Source organism: Streptomyces olivaceoviridis (genome assembly GCF_014650115.1).
GTDB classification, from domain to species: Bacteria; Actinomycetota; Actinomycetes; order Streptomycetales; family Streptomycetaceae; genus Streptomyces; species Streptomyces olivaceoviridis.
In genome coordinates, this window is sequence record NZ_BMUI01000007.1 from 167,940 (window position 1) to 183,224 (window position 15,285).

Below are 15,285 nucleotides of genomic sequence, written 5' to 3' on the forward strand. Positions count from 1 at the left end.
TGATGGCCGAGGACCGGGTACTGCGGGTGCGGTCCCTGCTGGAGTCGGTGCGGGCCGAGGGCCGTACGGCGCTGACCGCGCCCGAGGGCCGCGTGGTCGCCGACGCGTACGGGATCGCCGTACCGGGCGAGGAACTGGCGGCGGACGTGGACGAGGCGGTGGCCGCGGCGGCGCGTCTCGGCGGGCCGGTCGTCCTGAAGATCGTCTCGCCGGACATCCTGCACAAGACCGAGGCCGGCGGGGTCGTCGTGGGGGTGGAGGGCGCGGCCGGCGTACGGGCCGCGTTCCACCGGATCGTGGACAACGCGCGCGCCTACGACGCCGGGGCCCGCATCGAGGGCGTGCTGGTGCAGGAGTTGCTGCCGGCGGGCCAGGAGGTCATCGTCGGCGCGGTCACCGATCCGACCTTCGGGAAGGTGGTGGCGTTCGGGCTCGGCGGGGTGCTGGTCGAGGTGCTGAAGGACGTGACGTTCCGCCTCGCGCCGGTCTCCGCCGACGAGGCGCTGTCGATGCTCGACTCCATCCGGTCGGCGGAGATCCTGCGGGGCGTGCGCGGCCAGGCCGGTGTGGACCGGTGGGCGGTGGCCGAGCAGATCCGGCGGGTCTCCCGACTCGTCGCGGACTTCCCCGAGATCGCCGAGGTGGACCTCAACCCGGTGATCGCGACGGCGACGGGAGCGGTCGCCGCCGACATCCGCATCCTCCTCGCCGAGCGGCAGCCGGTAGCGCGCAGGACGTACTCGCGCGAGGAGATCCTCGCGTCCATGCGGCGGCTGATGCAGCCCTCCTCCGTCGCCGTGATCGGCGCCTCCAACGAGCCCGGCAAGATCGGCAACTCGGTGATGCGCAACCTGGTCGACGGCGGTTTCGCCGGGGACATCCACCCGGTGAACCCCAAGGCCGACGACATCCTGGGCCGCAAGGCGTACAAGAGCGTCACGGACGTGCCCGGCGAGGTGGACGTGGCCGTCTTCGCCATTCCGGCCCGCTTCGTGGCCGCGGCCCTGGAGGAGGTGGGGCGCAAGGGCGTCCCCAACGCCGTCCTGATCCCCTCCGGCTTCGCGGAGACCGGTGAGCACGCGCTCCAGGCGGAGATCGTGGAGATCGCCGAGCGGCACGGCGTCCGCCTGCTCGGACCGAACATCTACGGCTACTACTCCACCTGGCAGGACCTGTGCGCCACGTTCTGCACACCGTACGACGTCAAGGGCGGGGTGGCGCTGACCTCGCAGTCCGGTGGCATCGGCATGGCCATCCTCGGCTTCGCCCGTACCACGAAGACGGGCGTGTCGGCGATCGTCGGCCTCGGCAACAAGTCGGACCTGGACGAGGACGACCTGCTGACCTGGTTCGGCGAGGACCCGCACACCGACTGCATCGCGATGCACCTCGAAGACCTCAAGGACGGGCGGGCGTTCGTGGCGGCGGCCCGCGCGACCGTGCCGAAGAAGCCGGTCGTGGTCCTGAAGGCGGGCCGTACGGCGGCGGGCGCGAAGGCGGCCGGTTCGCACACCGGCGCGCTCGCGGGCGACGACGCGGTGTACGACGACATCCTCCGGCAGGCCGGGGTGATCCGGGCGCCGGGCCTGAACGACATGCTGGAGTACGCGCGCGCGTTGCCGGTGCTGCCCACCCCGCGGGGGGACAACGTCGTGATCATCACCGGCGCGGGCGGCAGCGGTGTGCTGCTGTCGGACGCGGTGACGGACAACGGGCTGTCCCTGATGGAGATCCCGCCCGACCTGGACGAGGCGTTCCGCCGGTTCATCCCGCCGTTCGGCGCGGCCGGCAACCCGGTCGACATCACGGGGGGCGAGCCGCCGTCGACGTACGAGGCGACGATCCGGCTGGGCCTGGAGGACCCGCGCGTCCACGCGCTGGTGCTCGGCTACTGGCACACGATCGTCACCCCGCCGATGGTGTTCGCCGAACTCACCGCGCGGGTGGTCGCGGAGTTCCGCGAGCGGGGCGTCCAGAAGCCGGTCGTGGCGTCGCTCGCCGGTGACGTCGAGGTCGAGGAGGCGTGCCAGTACCTGTTCGAGCGGGGCGTCGTGGCGTATCCGTACACGACCGAGAAGCCGGTGGCGGTGCTCGGCGCGAAGTACCGGTGGGCACGGGCGGCGGGCCTGCTGGGGGGCGGTTCATGAGCTGAGCGAAGCGGGGCCGGCCGGCGGTGCGCGCCGGCCGGCCCCGGGACCCGTCTGCGCACGAAAGGCATGGGACGGGGGCGCCGGCCAGAACTTTCGACGCAAGGGGTGAGCGATGAGAACGACCGATTACTCGACGTCCGTGCCGTACCGGGAAGTGACGGACCGGAGCGGACGCGTGTACCGGGTCGGCGAGTCCGACATCGACATCATGGGCCGTAGGCGTACCTGGATGGTCATCCTGCCCTGGGTGGGCATGATGGGCATCAGCTCCGCCGAGTACGCGTTCACATCGGCGGAGGACGCGCTCCACGAGGCGCATCTGTGGGGCAGCGGGCACATCTTCTGGCTGATGGGCGTCTGGGTGTTCTTCCAGGCGGCCGTGGCCTTCCCGGCGGGGCGGCTGCGGGAGAGCGGCCGGCTGCCCGCCCGTACGGCGATGCTGCTCGGCGCGGTCGGCACGCTGCTGGGCTATCTGTCGCTGGCGTACGCGCCGCATGTCGCCGTCGCCTACCTCGGCTTCGGCATGTGCAGCGGCATCGGCGCCGGCCTGGTCTACGCGACCTGCGTGAACATGGTCGGCATACCGGGGCGTGCTGGTCACGGTCGGCGTCGGACTGTGCCTGGTGGTGGCGTCCGCCGGCTGGATATCCGACCGGTACGGGCGCCGCCGCACGTTGATCGTCGTGTGCGTCGTGCTCGGCTCGGCGCAGTTCGGTGTGCTGGTGTCCGGCCGGATGGGCGGCATGCCCTTCTTCCTGCTGTGCTCGATGGTCTCCGGTTTCGGCGGCGGGGCGATCTTCCCGCTGTTCGCGGCCATGACGGCGGACTACTTCGGCGAGAACAACAACGCCTCCAACCACGGGATGGTCCACAGCTCCAAGCTCGTCTCCGGGCTCGTCGGTTCGGGCCTGGGCGCGGTCGTCGTCGACGCGTGGGACTACCACGGCGCGTTCGTCCTCGCGGGCTCGATCGGGCCGGCCTCCGCGGTGCCGGCGCTCTTCCTGAAGGCCCCGGGCAGGCCGAAGGCCCGGCGCATCGTCCCCAACCCGCATCCCCTTGGTGAGGAGATGGCATAAGCATGACGGCAGATCCACTCTCGGCCGACCTGCACGCCGCACCACGTCCCTATCGCGAGGTGACCGACTCGCACGGCCGCGTCTACCGCGTGGGCGAGACCGACCGGGACATCCTCGGCCACTCCCGCAAGCTCATGGTCTACCTGCCGTGGATCGCCATGATGGCGATCAGCGTCTTCGAGTACGCGTACGGCTCCGCGGAGGACACCCTCTCGCACGCGCACGGCTGGACCCAGTCCAACACCTTCTGGATCCTCAGCGTCTGGGTGTTCTTCCAGGCCGGCATCGCCTTCCCGGCGGGCTGGCTGCGCGAGAGGGGCGTCCTGACCGCCCGCCGTGCGATGTACACGGGGTCCGGACTGTGCCTGGTCGGGTTCCTGGCCCTGTCGCACCTGGACGACGTGTGGCTGGCGATCCTAGGCTTCGGCGTGGTCGGCGGCATCGGCGCCGGACTGGTGTACGCGACGTGCATCAACATGGTCGGCAAATGGTTCCCCGAACGGCGCGGCGCCCGCACGGGCTTCGTCAACGGCGGCTTCGCGTACGGCTCGCTGCCGTTCATCTTCATCTTCAACTACGCCTTCGACACGGAGAACTACCACCGGGTCCTGGACCTCATCGGCGTCTACGTGATGATCGTCGTGTTCGCCTCGGCGTTCTTCTTCAAGGACCCGCCGAAGAACTGGTGGCCGGCGGACATCGACCCGCTCACCTTCGCCGGCGACAGCAAGAACGCCCGGTCGCTGGCGAAGAACCCGCCCGCCGTACGGCAGTTCACGCCCAAGGAGGCCATCCGCACCGGGATGCTGCCCCTGATGTGGATCTCCATCGTGATGACCGCGGGCGTGTCGATCTTCGGGATCTCCTTCCAGGTCGACTTCGCCAAGGAAGTGGGCTTCGGCCCGCTGGTGGCGGCGTCCTCGATGGGCGTGATGGCGGTCATCAACGGCATCGGCCGGGGTGTCGTGGGCTGGCTGTCGGACCGCTGGGGGCGCAGGACGACCCTCGTCTTCGTCATCGTGGTCCTCGGACTCGCCCAGTTCGGAGTCATCTGGGCCGGTGACGTCCGCAGCGAGTGGCTGTTCCTGTTCTTCGCCTTCCTCTCCGGCTTCGGCGGCGGCGCCTTCTACCCGATGTTCGCCGCGCTGACCCCGGACTACTTCGGCGAGAACTACAACGCCACGAACTACGGCCTGGTGTACAGCGGCAAGCTGGTCAGCGGCCTGTTCGGCGGTGGCCTCGGCTCGATGGTGGTCGGCGCCTGGGGCTACGACGGCGCCTACGCGCTGGCCGGCGGCGTCTCGATGGTGGCGGCGGCCCTCGCGCTCCTGCTGCGCCGGCCGGGCCGCACCGGCGGCGGCGAACCGGTACCGGCCGCGAAGCCGCACCCGGCCACCTGACCGCCCGGCTCGACCGGTGCTCCCCCTCCCCGACCGGCTCGCCGGCCGCCGGAGGGGGAACTGCGCGTGCGGCTGCCCGCCGGGCCGACGGACCCCTGGGCAGCCGCCCGTCACTCAGCTCGCACCCCGCTCGCGGCCAACCCTTGGCGAAGGCGCCGCCCAACTCGCGTTCCACTCCCGGTTCGACCGCGGCCGGCCCTCGGCGAACCACAGCCCCCCTCGACGATGACGACGCCCAGCCCGCGCACCGCTTCCCGCACGACCACGGCCACCCTCCGGCGGAGGGGTCACCCAACTCGCGCACCACTCCCGGTACGACCGCACCGGCCCTCGGCGAAGACGCCGCCCAGCTCGCACTCTGCTCGCGCTGCAAGCGCGGCCACCCCTGGGCGACCCAGCCCGCGTCCCGTCCCCCGCACGACCACGGCCACCCCTCGACGAAGACATCGCCCAACTCGCGCACCGCTCCCGGTACGACCACAACCACCCCCCGGCGGAGACGCCGCCCAGCTCTCCTACCGCTTCCCGTGCCACCGCGGCCTGCCCTCCGCGCAGACGCTCCGTCAGTCCGCGTTCCGCTCGTGGTACGAGCGCCGGGTGTGTTCGGTGTGGGCGCGCATCAGCTCGGTGGCGCGCTGCTCGTCACCGGCGGCGATCGCGGTGATCAGTTCGCGGTGCTCGCGCCAGGACTGCCGGCCGCGCTGCCGGGCCACCGGCGTGTAGTACCAGCGGACCCGTCGGTCCACCTGGGCGGCGAGTCCGGCGAGGACGGTGTTGCCGGCCAGCTCCATCACCTTGGCGTGGAAGGCCGCGTTGAGGGCGACCGCGCGGTCCACGTCCTCGGCGGCCACCGCCGTCTCGCCCTCGGCGCACAGCTCCTCCAGCACGGTGATGCCGGCGCCGTCCGCGTGCGCGGCGGCCAGCCGGGCGGCCTCCGCCTCCAGCAGGGTGCGGACCGTGAGGAGCTGGTCGGCCTCCTCCTCCGTGGGCTCGTGCACGAACGCCCCCTGGGCGGGCCGCAGATCGACCCATCCCTCGGTGTTGAGCCGCTGCAAGGCCTCGCGCACGGGCTGCCGCGAGACGCCGAGGTGCCCAGCGAGTTCGCTCTCCACGAGGTGCTGGCCGGGCTGGAGAGCGCGGGTGGTGATGAGTTCCAGCAGTGCCTCGTAGACGCGCTCGCGCAGCGGGCCGGGCCGTTCCAGCTTGGGCACCGCCCCCTGCGGCAGTCCGGTCGACAACATCGCGGTCCCCTCCTGAGCAGGTCTGACGCGTGGACCCTGAGACGCTCGCTTCGGCTCAGTATCAATTGTCTTTCGTCTACAGTCTACGGTGCACAGTATTCAGCACCAGGGGTACGGAAGCACGGGGCAATCCAGCCGAGTACACACCTGAGCCCCCTGTGGCTCGTATGGGCACCGCGCGGCTAGGGGCACCGCACAACCTGACCGGCGTACGACAGATTGCCGCCGAAGCCGAACAGCAGCACCGGATCGCCCGTGCTGAGCGCTCCCCGTTCGGCCAGCTTGGAGAAGGCGAGCGGGATGCTGGCGGCCGAGGTGTTGCCGGACTCGGTGACGTCGCGGGCGACCACCGCGTTGACGGCGCCGAGCCGCTCGGCCAGCGGCTCGATGATCCGCAGGTTGGCCTGGTGCAGCACGACCCCGGCGAGGTCCTCGGGGGCCACCCCGGCCTTCTCGCAGGCCTGGCGGGCGATGGCCGGCAGCTGGGTGGTGGCCCAGCGGTAGACGCTCTGCCCCTCCTGCGCGAACCGCGGCGGCGTGCCCTCGATCCGCACGGCGTGCCCCATCTCGGGCACCGACCCCCACAGCACCGGCCCGATCCCGGGCTCCCGGTCCGGCCCGCACGCCTCCACCACGGCCGCCCCGGCGCCGTCGCCGACCAGGACGCAGGTGCTGCGGTCGGTCCAGTCGGTGACGTCGGACATCTTGTCGGCGCCGATGACGAGCGCCCGGGTCGCGGCGCCGGCCCGGACGGTGTGGTCGGCGGTGGCGAGGGCGTGGGTGAAGCCGGCGCAGACGACGTTGACGTCCATCGCGGCCGGCCGCGGGATGCCGAGGCGGGCGGCCACCCGGGCGGCGGTGTTCGGGGAGCGGTCGATCGCGGTGGACGTGGCCACCAGCACCAGGTCGATGTCGGCGGGCGCGAGTCCGGCGGCGGCGAGGGCCTTGGCGGCGGCGTGCGCGGCCAGTTCGTCGACCGGTTCGTCGGGGCCGGCGATGTGCCGGGTCCGGATGCCCACCCGGCTGCGGATCCACGCGTCACTGGTGTCGACCATGCCCGCCAGGTCGTCGTTGGTGAGTACCTTGGCGGGCTGGTAGTGACCGATGGCGGCGATGCGCGAGCCGTTCATGCCGGGTGTCCCCTCGTGCCGTGGGTAGCGGGATCCACAGTCTGATCAGTGACTCGCGAGTACGACGGCAGGTGAATTCACAGGAATCGGGCGCCCGGGTTGTCGGCTTCCCTCAGGCCCCCAGGCGCCCGGCGTCTCACCCGGTGAACAGCTGTGTCGCCTTCCGCACCAGCTCGTACAGGCCGTAGGCGAGGGGTGTGCCCACCCACAGCCAGGCGAAGGCGATCAGTCCCCTGCGGCTAGGCGGGCTGCTGTCGCTGGGCATCTGCGGCCTCCCTCGGGGCGGGGACGTGGTGGCGGGGGTGCACGGGGCGGACGAGTTCACCGGCGACGAAGCCGATGACGAGCAGGCCGATCATGATGCCGAACGACAGCCCGTACAGCGACGCGCCGTGTTTGCCGGCCGACTCCTGACGGTCGGCGATCCAGTTGACGATCAGCGGCCCGAGCACGCCGGCCGTGGACCAGGCGGTCAGCAGCCGGCCGTGGATGGCACCGACCTGGTAGGTGCCGAAGAGGTCCTTCAGATAGGCGGGGATCGTCGCGAAGCCGCCGCCGTAGAAGGAGAGGATCACCAGCGCGCACAGCACGAACAGCGGTTTCGAGGTGTCTCCGAACAGCGCGATCAGCAGGTACATCAGCGCGCCGACGCCGAGGTAGACGCGGTAGATGTTCTTGCGCCCGACCCGGTCGGAGGTGGAGGACCAGCCGATGCGGCCGGCCATGTTGGCGGCCGACAGCAGCGCGACGAAGCCGGCCGCGGCCGAGGCCGAGACGGGGGTGGAGCTGTCCGCGAAGAAGTCGGTGATCATCGGCGCGGCCTTCTCCAGGATGCCGATGCCGGCGGTCACGTTCATGCACAGCACGACCCACAGGCACCAGAACTGCGGGGTGCGCACGGCCTGGCGGGCCGAGACCTGCACGCCGTCGACGGCGCTCGGCCCGCTCTCGACGGGCCTCTCGGTGCGCGGCACACGGACCAGGAGGACACCGAGGGTCATGAAGGCGGCGTACGACAGTCCGTGCACCAGGAAGGCGAGGGCGATGCCCTCGTTGTCGGAGCCGAAGGATTCGAGCATCTGGGCCGACCACGGCGAGGCGATCAGGGCGCCGCCGCCGAAGCCCATGATGGCGATGCCGGTGGCCATGCCCGGCCGGTCCGGGAACCACTTGATCAGGGTGGAGACGGGCGAGATGTAGCCGATGCCGAGGCCGATCCCGCCGACGAAGCCGTAGCCGAGGACGATCAGCCAGTACTGCTCCGTCCGGGCGCCGAGGGCGGAGATCAGGAAGCCGGAGGAGAAGCAGACGAGGGCCACGGTCATCGCCCAGCGCGGGCCGTTGCGCTCGACGAGCGTGCCGCCGAACGCGGCCGACAGGCCGAGCATCACGATCGCCACCTGGAAGGGCAGCGCGCTCTGGGTGCCGTCGAGCCCCAGCGCGGATTCGAGCGGCGGCTTGAAGACGCTCCAGGCGTAGGCCTGGCCGATGGAGAGGTGGACGGAGAGGGCGGCGGGCGGGACGAGCCAGCGGCTCCAGCCCGGGGGTGCGACAGGGGGGCTGCTCATGACGCCGGACGGTAGGGCCGGGCACGGGCGTTGGGAAGGCGGCCGTAGACCGTATGCGGTGAACGGTATGCACGCTGCGCTCAACGGTCGCTCGCCGAGCGGTCCCTCCAGGGATCGGCGCACGGACAGTTCAACGGTCGTCGCACGCACCCTTGCTGACAGTAACTCCATACTGTAGACAATATTTCGTCGACAGGATTCAGCCGACGTGTCCGCCGGCTCCCGTCCTCACCTCCGCGGTATCCCTCACACCGAACGGAGCGTCCCTGTGAAAGTCGCAGTCCTCGGCGCCGGTGCCATCGGCGCCTACGTCGGTGCCGCGCTCCACCGCGCCGGCGCCGACGTGCACCTCATCGCCCGTGGACCGCACCTCGCGGCCATGAGGCGGCACGGCGTCCAGGTGGTCAGCCCGCGCGGCGACTTCACCGCGCACCCCCGTGCCACCGACGACCCGGCCGAGGTCGGCCCGGTCGACCACGTCTTCCTGGGCCTGAAGGCCACCGCGTACGCGGCGTGCGGGCCGCTGATCGCACCCCTGCTGCACGAGCGCACCACGGTGGTGGCCGCGCAGAACGGCATCCCCTGGTGGTACTTCCACCGGCACGGCGGCCCCCACGACGGCCACCGCCTGGAGAGCGTCGACCCGGGCGGCGCCGTCAGCGCGGTCCTCGCCCCCGAACGGGCCGTCGGCTGCGTCGTCTACGCGGCGACGGAGCTCCAGGCGCCCGGCGTGGTGCGGCACGTGGAGGGCACCCGGTTCTCCCTCGGCGAGCCCGACCGCAGCCTCTCGGCGCGCTGCCTGGAGCTGAGCGCGGCGATGCGGGCCGGCGGGCTGAAGTGCCCCGTGGAACCGGACCTGCGCAACGACATCTGGCTCAAGCTGCTCGGGAACATCTCCTTCAACCCGATCAGCGCCCTGGCCCGGGCCACCATGCGGCAGATGTGCCGGCACGGCGGCACCCGCCGGGTCATCGAGACGATGATGCGCGAGACGCTCTGTGTCGCCGAGGCCCTCGGCTGCGAGGTGGGCGTCTCCATCGAGCGTCGGCTCGCCGGTGCGGAACGCGTCGGCGACCACCGCACCTCCACCCTCCAGGACCTGGAGCGCGGCAAACCGCTGGAGCTGGACGTGCTGCTCGCCGCCGTGGTCGAACTCGCGGAGATCACCGGCGTGGAGGTGCCCACCCTGCGCACCGTGCACGCCATCTCGGACCTGCTCGCGCTGAGGAGCGCCGCATGAGGAACCGGCAACCGAAGACCTACACCCGGCTGACGCGCCCCCTGGTGCGCGACTCGCGTGACGAGCCGTTCCGGGAGGCGGGCTGGCAGGAGGCGCTGGACCGCGCCGCCCGGGGCCTGGAGCGCAACCGGGGCGCGTTCGGGATGTTCTCCTGCGCCCGCGCCACCAACGAGATGAACTACGTGGCGCAGAAGTTCGCACGGGTGGTGATGGGCACCAACAACGTCGACTCCTGCAACCGGACGTGTCACGCGCCCAGTGTCGCCGGGCTGTCGGCCGCGTTCGGCTCCGGCGGCGGCACGTCGTCGTACGAGGAGATCGAGCACACCGACGTCATCGTGATGTGGGGCTCCAACGCCCGCTTCGCGCACCCGATCTTCTTCCAGCACGTGCTGAAGGGCATCCGGGGCGGCGCCCGGATGTACGCCGTCGACCCGCGCCGGACCTCCACCGCCGAGTGGGCGGAGAGCTGGCTCGGGCTGAACGTCGGCACCGACATCCCGATGGCGCACGCGATCGGCCGGGAGATCATCCACGCCGGGCTGGTGAACGAGGCGTTCGTCGGGCGGGCGACCACCGGCTTCGAGGAGTACCGCAAGCTGGTCGAGCCCTGGACGCCGTCCCTGGCCGAGAAGGTGACCGGCGTACCGGCCCGCGCCATACGCGAGCTGGCGCACGCCTACGCCCGCGCCGAGCGGGCCCAGCTGTGCTGGACCCTCGGCATCACCGAGCACCACAACGGCACCGACAACGTCCGCGCGCTGATCAACCTCTCCCTGCTCACCGGCCACGTCGGCCGCTACGGCTCCGGGCTCCAGCCGCTGCGCGGGCAGAACAACGTGCAGGGCGGCGGCGACATGGGCGCCATCCCCAACCGGCTGCCCGGCTTCCAGGACATCCTCGACCCGGACGTCCGGCTGAAGTTCGAGTCGGCCTGGGACACCGTCATCCAGCCGCACTACGGGCTGAACCTGACGGAGATGTTCGAGGCCATGGAGGACGGCCGGCTGCGCGCGGTGTACTGCGTCGGGGAGAACCCGGCGCAGTCGGAGGCCGACGGCGAACAGGCCGTACGCCGCCTGAAGGCCCTGGACTTCCTCGTCGTCCAGGACATCTTCCTGACGAAGACCGCCGAACTGGCGGACGTCGTCCTGCCCGCCACCGCCGGCTGGGCGGAGACCGAGGGCACCACCACCAACAGCGAGCGGCGCGTGCAGCGGGTGCGGCGGGCCGTCACCCCGCCCGGTGAGGCCCGCGAGGACATCGACATCATCTGCGAACTGGCCACCCGGCTGGGCCACGACTGGAAGTACGCCGACGCGGAGGCCGTGTGGAACGAGCTGCGGTCGGTGTCCCCGGACCACTACGGGATGACGTACCGCCGGCTGGCGGAGCACCAGGGCATCCAGTGGCCCTGCCCGAGCACCGAGGAGCTCGAACCCCCCTTCCTGCACGGCCGGTTGTGGGAGCCGGACCCCGGGCGGCGGGGCAGGCCGGCGCCGTTCGGGCTGGTGCAGCACGATCCGCCGGTGGACCTCACCGACGAGGAGTACCCGGTCCGGCTCACCACCGGCCGGCGGCTGGACTCCTACAACACCGGTGTGCAGAGCGGCGGTTTCGCCTCGCCGCTGCGGCGCGGCGAGTACATCGAGCTGTGCCCGGAGGACGCCGAGCGGTACGGGGTCGTCGTCGGCGAGGAGGTGCGGGTCTCCTCACGGCGGGGCTCGGTGGTGGCCCCCGTGTGGATCGACACGGCCCTGCGCCCCGGCCTCGCCTTCATGACCATGCACTTTCCCGACGAGGTCGACACCAACCGGCTGACCATCGAGGCGAACTGCCCGATCGCGGGGACGGCGGAGTTCAAGGCGTCGGCGATCCGGATCGAGAAGCTGCCCGCATCGACCCATGTGAGGTGACCTTCGTGGACCTGCGCTTCGGCGACAGCAAACCGACGGACGAGGAACGCGCCGCCGTGGACGCGCTGCTGGGCCCCCCGGAATCGGCCTGGGAGGGCGCGGACCGTACCGACGCCGACCTGCGGTGGGCACGCGGCGGCCGGACGGCCCGCGACCGGCGCGATCTGCTGCTGCCGGGGCTGCACGCCCTCAACGACCGCGTCGGCTGGATCAGCGAGGGCGGCCTCGGCTACCTGTGCCGCAGGCTGACCGTACCGCCGGCCGAGGCGTACGGGGTGGCCACCTTCTACGCCATGTTCTCCGTCCGGCCGCGCCCCGCGACGGTCCTCCACGTCTGCACCGACCTGGCCTGCATGGCCGCCGGTGCCGAGGAGGTGTGCGCCGGGGTCGAGGCGCGGCTCGGCCCCGGCAGCGGGGTGGGCGTCGAGCGCGGCCCGTGCCTGGGCCTGTGCGAACGCGCCCCGGCCGCGCTGGCGGTCCGGGCCGGCGACCCGGTGCGCACGGCGGTGTCGGCGCCCGCCTCCGTGACGGAGGCCGTCGACGCGGCGGGCGCACCGGACGCGGCGCCCGAGGAGCCGCCTGCCGTGGCCGCGGTGCCACAGGCGGGAGACCCCTCGCTGACGCTGCTGCGCCGGGTCGGCGCGGTGGACCCGTCCTCGCTGGACGACTACCGGGCGCACGGCGGCTACACGGCCCTGCGCCGCGCCTTCGCGCTCGGCCCTGCCGGGGTGATCCGGGAGGTGACGGACGCGGGCCTGGTCGGACGCGGCGGCGCCGCCTTCCCCACCGGCCGCAAGTGGCAGGCCACGGCGTCCCAGCCGGACCACCCGCACTACCTGGTGTGCAACGCCGACGAGTCCGAGCCCGGAACCTTCAAGGACCGGGTGCTGATGGAGGGCGATCCGTTCGCGCTCGTGGAGGCGATCACCATCGCCTCGTACGCGGTCTCCGCGCACCGGGCCTTCGTCTACATCCGCGGTGAGTACCCGCGAGCGGTCCGCCGGGTCCGGCACGCGATCGACCAGGCCCGTGCCCGCGGTCTGCTCGGCGACGACATCCTCGGCCAGGGCTACCACCTGGACATCGAGATCCGGCGCGGCGCCGGCGCCTACGTCTGCGGCGAGGAGACCGCCCTGTTCAACTCCATCGAGGGCCACCGCGGCGAGCCCCGCAGCAAACCGCCCTTTCCCGTGGAGAAGGGCCTGTTCGGCAAGCCGACCGCCGAGAACAACGTGGAGACACTGGTCAACGTCCTGCCGATCCTGACCATGGGCGCCCCGGCGTACGCGGCGATCGGCACGCCGCGCTCCACCGGACCGAAGCTGTTCTGCGTCTCCGGCAGCGTCGACCGGCCCGGGGTGTACGAACTGCCGTTCGGTGCCACGCTGGGCGAGCTGCTGAGCCTGGCCGGGGTGCGCGCGGGGCTGCGGGCGGGGCTGCTCGGCGGGGCGGCCGGCGGATTCGTACGGCCCGACGAGCTGGACCTCCCGCTCACCTTCGAAGGCACCCGGGAGGCGGGCGCCACGCTGGGCTCCGGAGTGGTGATGGCCTTCGACGACACCGTGCCGCTGCCCCGGCTGCTGCTGCGCATCGCCCGGTTCTTCCGGGAGGAGTCCTGCGGCCAGTGCGTACCCTGCCGGGTCGGCACCGTGCGGCAGGAGGAGGCGCTGCGCCGGATCGCGGACCGCACCGGCGCCGGCGCCGCGGACGACATCGCCCTGCTGCGGGAGGTCGGCCGGGCCATGCGGGACGCCTCGATCTGCGGCCTGGGACAGACCGCGTGGAACGCCGTGGAATCCGCCATCGACCGTCTGGGGGCCTACTCATGACCGCGATACCGATCGGGGTGCCGCGCCGGCTGGTCGAGTTCACGCTCGACGGGCAGGAGGCCCGGGTTCCCGAGGGCGCCACCGTCCTCGACGCCTGCCGGGCCGCGGGCAAGGACGTCCCGACGCTGTGCCAGGGCGACACCCTGCGCCCGAAGAACGCCTGCCGGGTGTGCGTGGTGGAGGTCGAGGGGTCGCGGACGCTGGTGCCGGCCTGCTCGCGCCGGGCCGAGCCCGGCATGGAGGTGCGCACGGACACCGAGCGCGTGCGGCACAGCCGGAAGATCGTCCTGGAGCTGCTGGTCTCCTCGGCCGACCTGTCGACGACACCGCGGGCCGCCGAGTGGATCAAGGAGTACGAGGCGAAGCCGGACCGCTTCGGCCCCGACGCGGCCCGCCTGAACGACGAACCGAAGATCGACAACGAGCTGTACGTGCGCGACTACGCCAAGTGCATCCTCTGCTACAAGTGCGTCGACGCCTGTGGCGACCAGTGGCAGAACTCCTTCGCGATCTCGGTCGCCGGGCGCGGTTTCGACGCGCGGATCGCCGTGGAGCACGACGCGCCGCTGACCGACTCGGCCTGCGTGTTCTGCGGCAACTGCGTGGAGGTGTGCCCGACCGGGGCGCTGTCCGCCAAGCGGGAGTTCGACCTGCGGGCGGCCGGCGACTGGGACGAGTCGCGGCAGACGGACACGACCACGGTGTGCGCTTACTGCGGGGTGGGCTGCACGCTCACCCTCCACGTGCAGGACAATGAGATCGTGAAGGTCACCTCACCGCACGACAACCCGGTGACCCACGGCAACCTCTGCATCAAGGGCCGTTTCGGCTACCAGCACGTACAGAACCGGGGCTGATCAGACCATGGGACGAGTCACGGAACGACGCAAGGTCCTCCGCATCCGGGACGGGGCGGTCTCCACCCGGCCGGACACGCTCGTCGCCGAGGAACCTCTGGAGATCCGGCTGAACGGCAAGCCGCTCGCGATCACCATGCGCACCCCCGGCGACGACTTCGCGCTCGCGGCCGGCTTCCTGGTGAGCGAAGGAGTGCTCGCCACGGCGTCCGACCTCCAGAACATCGTCTACTGCGCCGGGGCGACGGTGGACGGCTCCAACACGTACAACGTGGTCGACGTGAAGACCGCGCCGGACGTCACGCTCCCGGACTTCACGCTGGAACGGAACGTCTACACCTCCTCCTCGTGCGGACTGTGCGGCAAGGCCAGCCTGGACGCCGTCCGTACGACCGCGCGCTGGCCGATCGCCGACACTCCCCCGCTCCGGGTCACCCCCGAACTGCTGGCGAGCCTGCCCGACCGGCTGCGGGCGGCCCAGCGGGTGTTCGACCGGACCGGGGGCCTGCACGCGGCGGCCCTGTTCAGCGAGGACGGGGAACTGCTGGACACCCGGGAGGACGTGGGCCGGCACAACGCGGTCGACAAGCTGATCGGCCGGGCGCTCCAGAACGACACCCTGCCGCTGTCCCGGACGATCCTCATGGTCTCGGGCCGGGCCTCCTTCGAACTGGCGCAGAAGGCGGTGATGGCGGGCATCCCGGTGCTCGCGGCCGTGTCGGCGCCGTCGTCACTGGCGGTGGACCTGGCCGCGGAGACGGGGCTGACCCTGGTGGGCTTCCTGCGGGGCAACTCGATGAACGTGTACGCGGGCCAGGACCGGATCGCCCTGCGGGAGGCTGCCGCCCAGAGCTGACCGGCCACCTCTGTTGGCTTCG

11 protein-coding genes and 1 pseudogene are annotated in these 15,285 nt (G+C 71.8%); 8 read left to right on the plus strand and 4 right to left on the minus strand.

Annotated elements, in window-relative coordinates:
* Positions 1-2: 2 nt before the first annotated feature.
* The 3 genes and pseudogenes from IE273_RS16025 (at position 3) to IE273_RS16035 (ending at position 4,626) form a co-directional block, all read left to right on the plus strand.
* The gene (locus IE273_RS16025) at positions 3-2,147 is read left to right on the plus strand and encodes an acetate--CoA ligase family protein (protein ID WP_189815848.1); all 2,145 of its coding nucleotides are present in this window, start codon (positions 3-5) and stop codon (positions 2,145-2,147) included.
* 115 nt (positions 2,148-2,262) lie between these two features.
* Positions 2,263-3,226: pseudogene (locus IE273_RS16030) on the plus strand (MFS transporter).
* 2 nt (positions 3,227-3,228) lie between these two features.
* On the plus strand, positions 3,229-4,626 hold the full coding sequence (locus IE273_RS16035; RefSeq protein ID WP_189815849.1) for an OFA family MFS transporter: 1,398 nt from the start codon (positions 3,229-3,231) through the stop codon (positions 4,624-4,626).
* 563 nt (positions 4,627-5,189) lie between these two features.
* Here the strand turns inward: IE273_RS16035 and IE273_RS16040 are convergent.
* The 4 genes from IE273_RS16040 to IE273_RS16050 all read right to left on the minus strand — a co-directional run bounded on the left by IE273_RS16040 (position 5,190) and on the right by IE273_RS16050 (position 8,565).
* Positions 5,190-5,867, minus strand: a complete 678-nt coding sequence (locus tag IE273_RS16040; protein ID WP_189815850.1) for a GntR family transcriptional regulator — start codon at positions 5,865-5,867, stop codon at positions 5,190-5,192.
* Between the two features lie 182 nt (positions 5,868-6,049).
* Entirely contained in the window at positions 6,050-6,997 is a 948-nt protein-coding gene (locus IE273_RS16045; RefSeq protein ID WP_189815851.1) for a beta-ketoacyl-ACP synthase III, read from the minus strand.
* A 136-nt stretch (positions 6,998-7,133) separates the two neighbouring features.
* The gene (locus IE273_RS44695; protein ID WP_258055802.1) at positions 7,134-7,262 is read right to left on the minus strand and encodes an MFS transporter small subunit; all 129 of its coding nucleotides are present in this window, start codon (positions 7,260-7,262) and stop codon (positions 7,134-7,136) included.
* Positions 7,237-8,565, minus strand: coding sequence for an OFA family MFS transporter (locus IE273_RS16050; RefSeq protein WP_189815852.1), 1,329 nt, complete (start codon positions 8,563-8,565; stop codon positions 7,237-7,239). Before IE273_RS16050 ends, IE273_RS44695 begins: the two co-directional genes overlap by 26 nt.
* 268 nt (positions 8,566-8,833) lie before the next feature.
* Between IE273_RS16050 and IE273_RS16055 the strand changes: the two genes are divergently transcribed.
* Genes IE273_RS16055 through fdhD form a run of 5 tightly spaced genes read left to right on the plus strand, consistent with a single transcriptional unit; the run spans position 8,834 to position 15,263 of the window.
* Positions 8,834-9,805 (plus strand): 2-dehydropantoate 2-reductase, encoded by a 972-nt coding sequence (locus IE273_RS16055; RefSeq protein WP_189815853.1) that lies wholly within the window; start codon positions 8,834-8,836, stop codon positions 9,803-9,805.
* Entirely contained in the window at positions 9,802-11,721 is a 1,920-nt protein-coding gene (locus tag IE273_RS16060) for a molybdopterin oxidoreductase family protein (protein WP_189815854.1), read from the plus strand. Before IE273_RS16055 ends, IE273_RS16060 begins: the two co-directional genes overlap by 4 nt.
* 5 nt (positions 11,722-11,726) lie before the next feature.
* Positions 11,727-13,550 carry an NADH-ubiquinone oxidoreductase-F iron-sulfur binding region domain-containing protein gene (locus IE273_RS16065; protein WP_189816027.1) on the plus strand — a complete coding sequence of 608 codons (1,824 nt, stop codon included), beginning with the start codon at positions 11,727-11,729 and terminating at the stop codon, positions 13,548-13,550.
* On the plus strand, positions 13,547-14,407 hold the full coding sequence (locus tag IE273_RS16070; RefSeq protein ID WP_189815855.1) for a 2Fe-2S iron-sulfur cluster-binding protein: 861 nt from the start codon (positions 13,547-13,549) through the stop codon (positions 14,405-14,407). Before IE273_RS16065 ends, IE273_RS16070 begins: the two co-directional genes overlap by 4 nt.
* 7 nt (positions 14,408-14,414) lie before the next feature.
* A complete protein-coding gene (gene fdhD, locus IE273_RS16075) occupies positions 14,415-15,263 on the plus strand; it encodes a formate dehydrogenase accessory sulfurtransferase FdhD (protein ID WP_189815856.1) in 849 nt (282 codons plus the stop codon).
* Positions 15,264-15,285 lie beyond the last annotated feature (22 nt).

What these genes read in the sequence shown, in the direction of transcription:
- IE273_RS16070 (WP_189815855.1), top strand. Translation starts at nt 13,547, where the DNA reads ATGACCGCGATACCGATCGGGGTGCCGCGCCGGCTGGTCGAGTTCACG.
- IE273_RS16050 (WP_189815852.1), bottom strand. Translation starts at nt 8,565, where the DNA reads ATGAGCAGCCCCCCTGTCGCACCCCCGGGCTGGAGCCGCTGGCTCGTC.
- IE273_RS44695 (WP_258055802.1), bottom strand. Translation starts at nt 7,262, where the DNA reads ATGCCCAGCGACAGCAGCCCGCCTAGCCGCAGGGGACTGATCGCCTTC.
- IE273_RS16045 (WP_189815851.1), bottom strand. Translation starts at nt 6,997, where the DNA reads ATGAACGGCTCGCGCATCGCCGCCATCGGTCACTACCAGCCCGCCAAG.
- fdhD (WP_189815856.1), top strand. Translation starts at nt 14,415, where the DNA reads ATGGGACGAGTCACGGAACGACGCAAGGTCCTCCGCATCCGGGACGGG.
- IE273_RS16025 (WP_189815848.1), top strand. Translation starts at nt 3, where the DNA reads ATGGCCGAGGACCGGGTACTGCGGGTGCGGTCCCTGCTGGAGTCGGTG.
- IE273_RS16040 (WP_189815850.1), bottom strand. Translation starts at nt 5,867, where the DNA reads ATGTTGTCGACCGGACTGCCGCAGGGGGCGGTGCCCAAGCTGGAACGG.
- IE273_RS16060 (WP_189815854.1), top strand. Translation starts at nt 9,802, where the DNA reads ATGAGGAACCGGCAACCGAAGACCTACACCCGGCTGACGCGCCCCCTG.
- IE273_RS16035 (WP_189815849.1), top strand. Translation starts at nt 3,229, where the DNA reads ATGACGGCAGATCCACTCTCGGCCGACCTGCACGCCGCACCACGTCCC.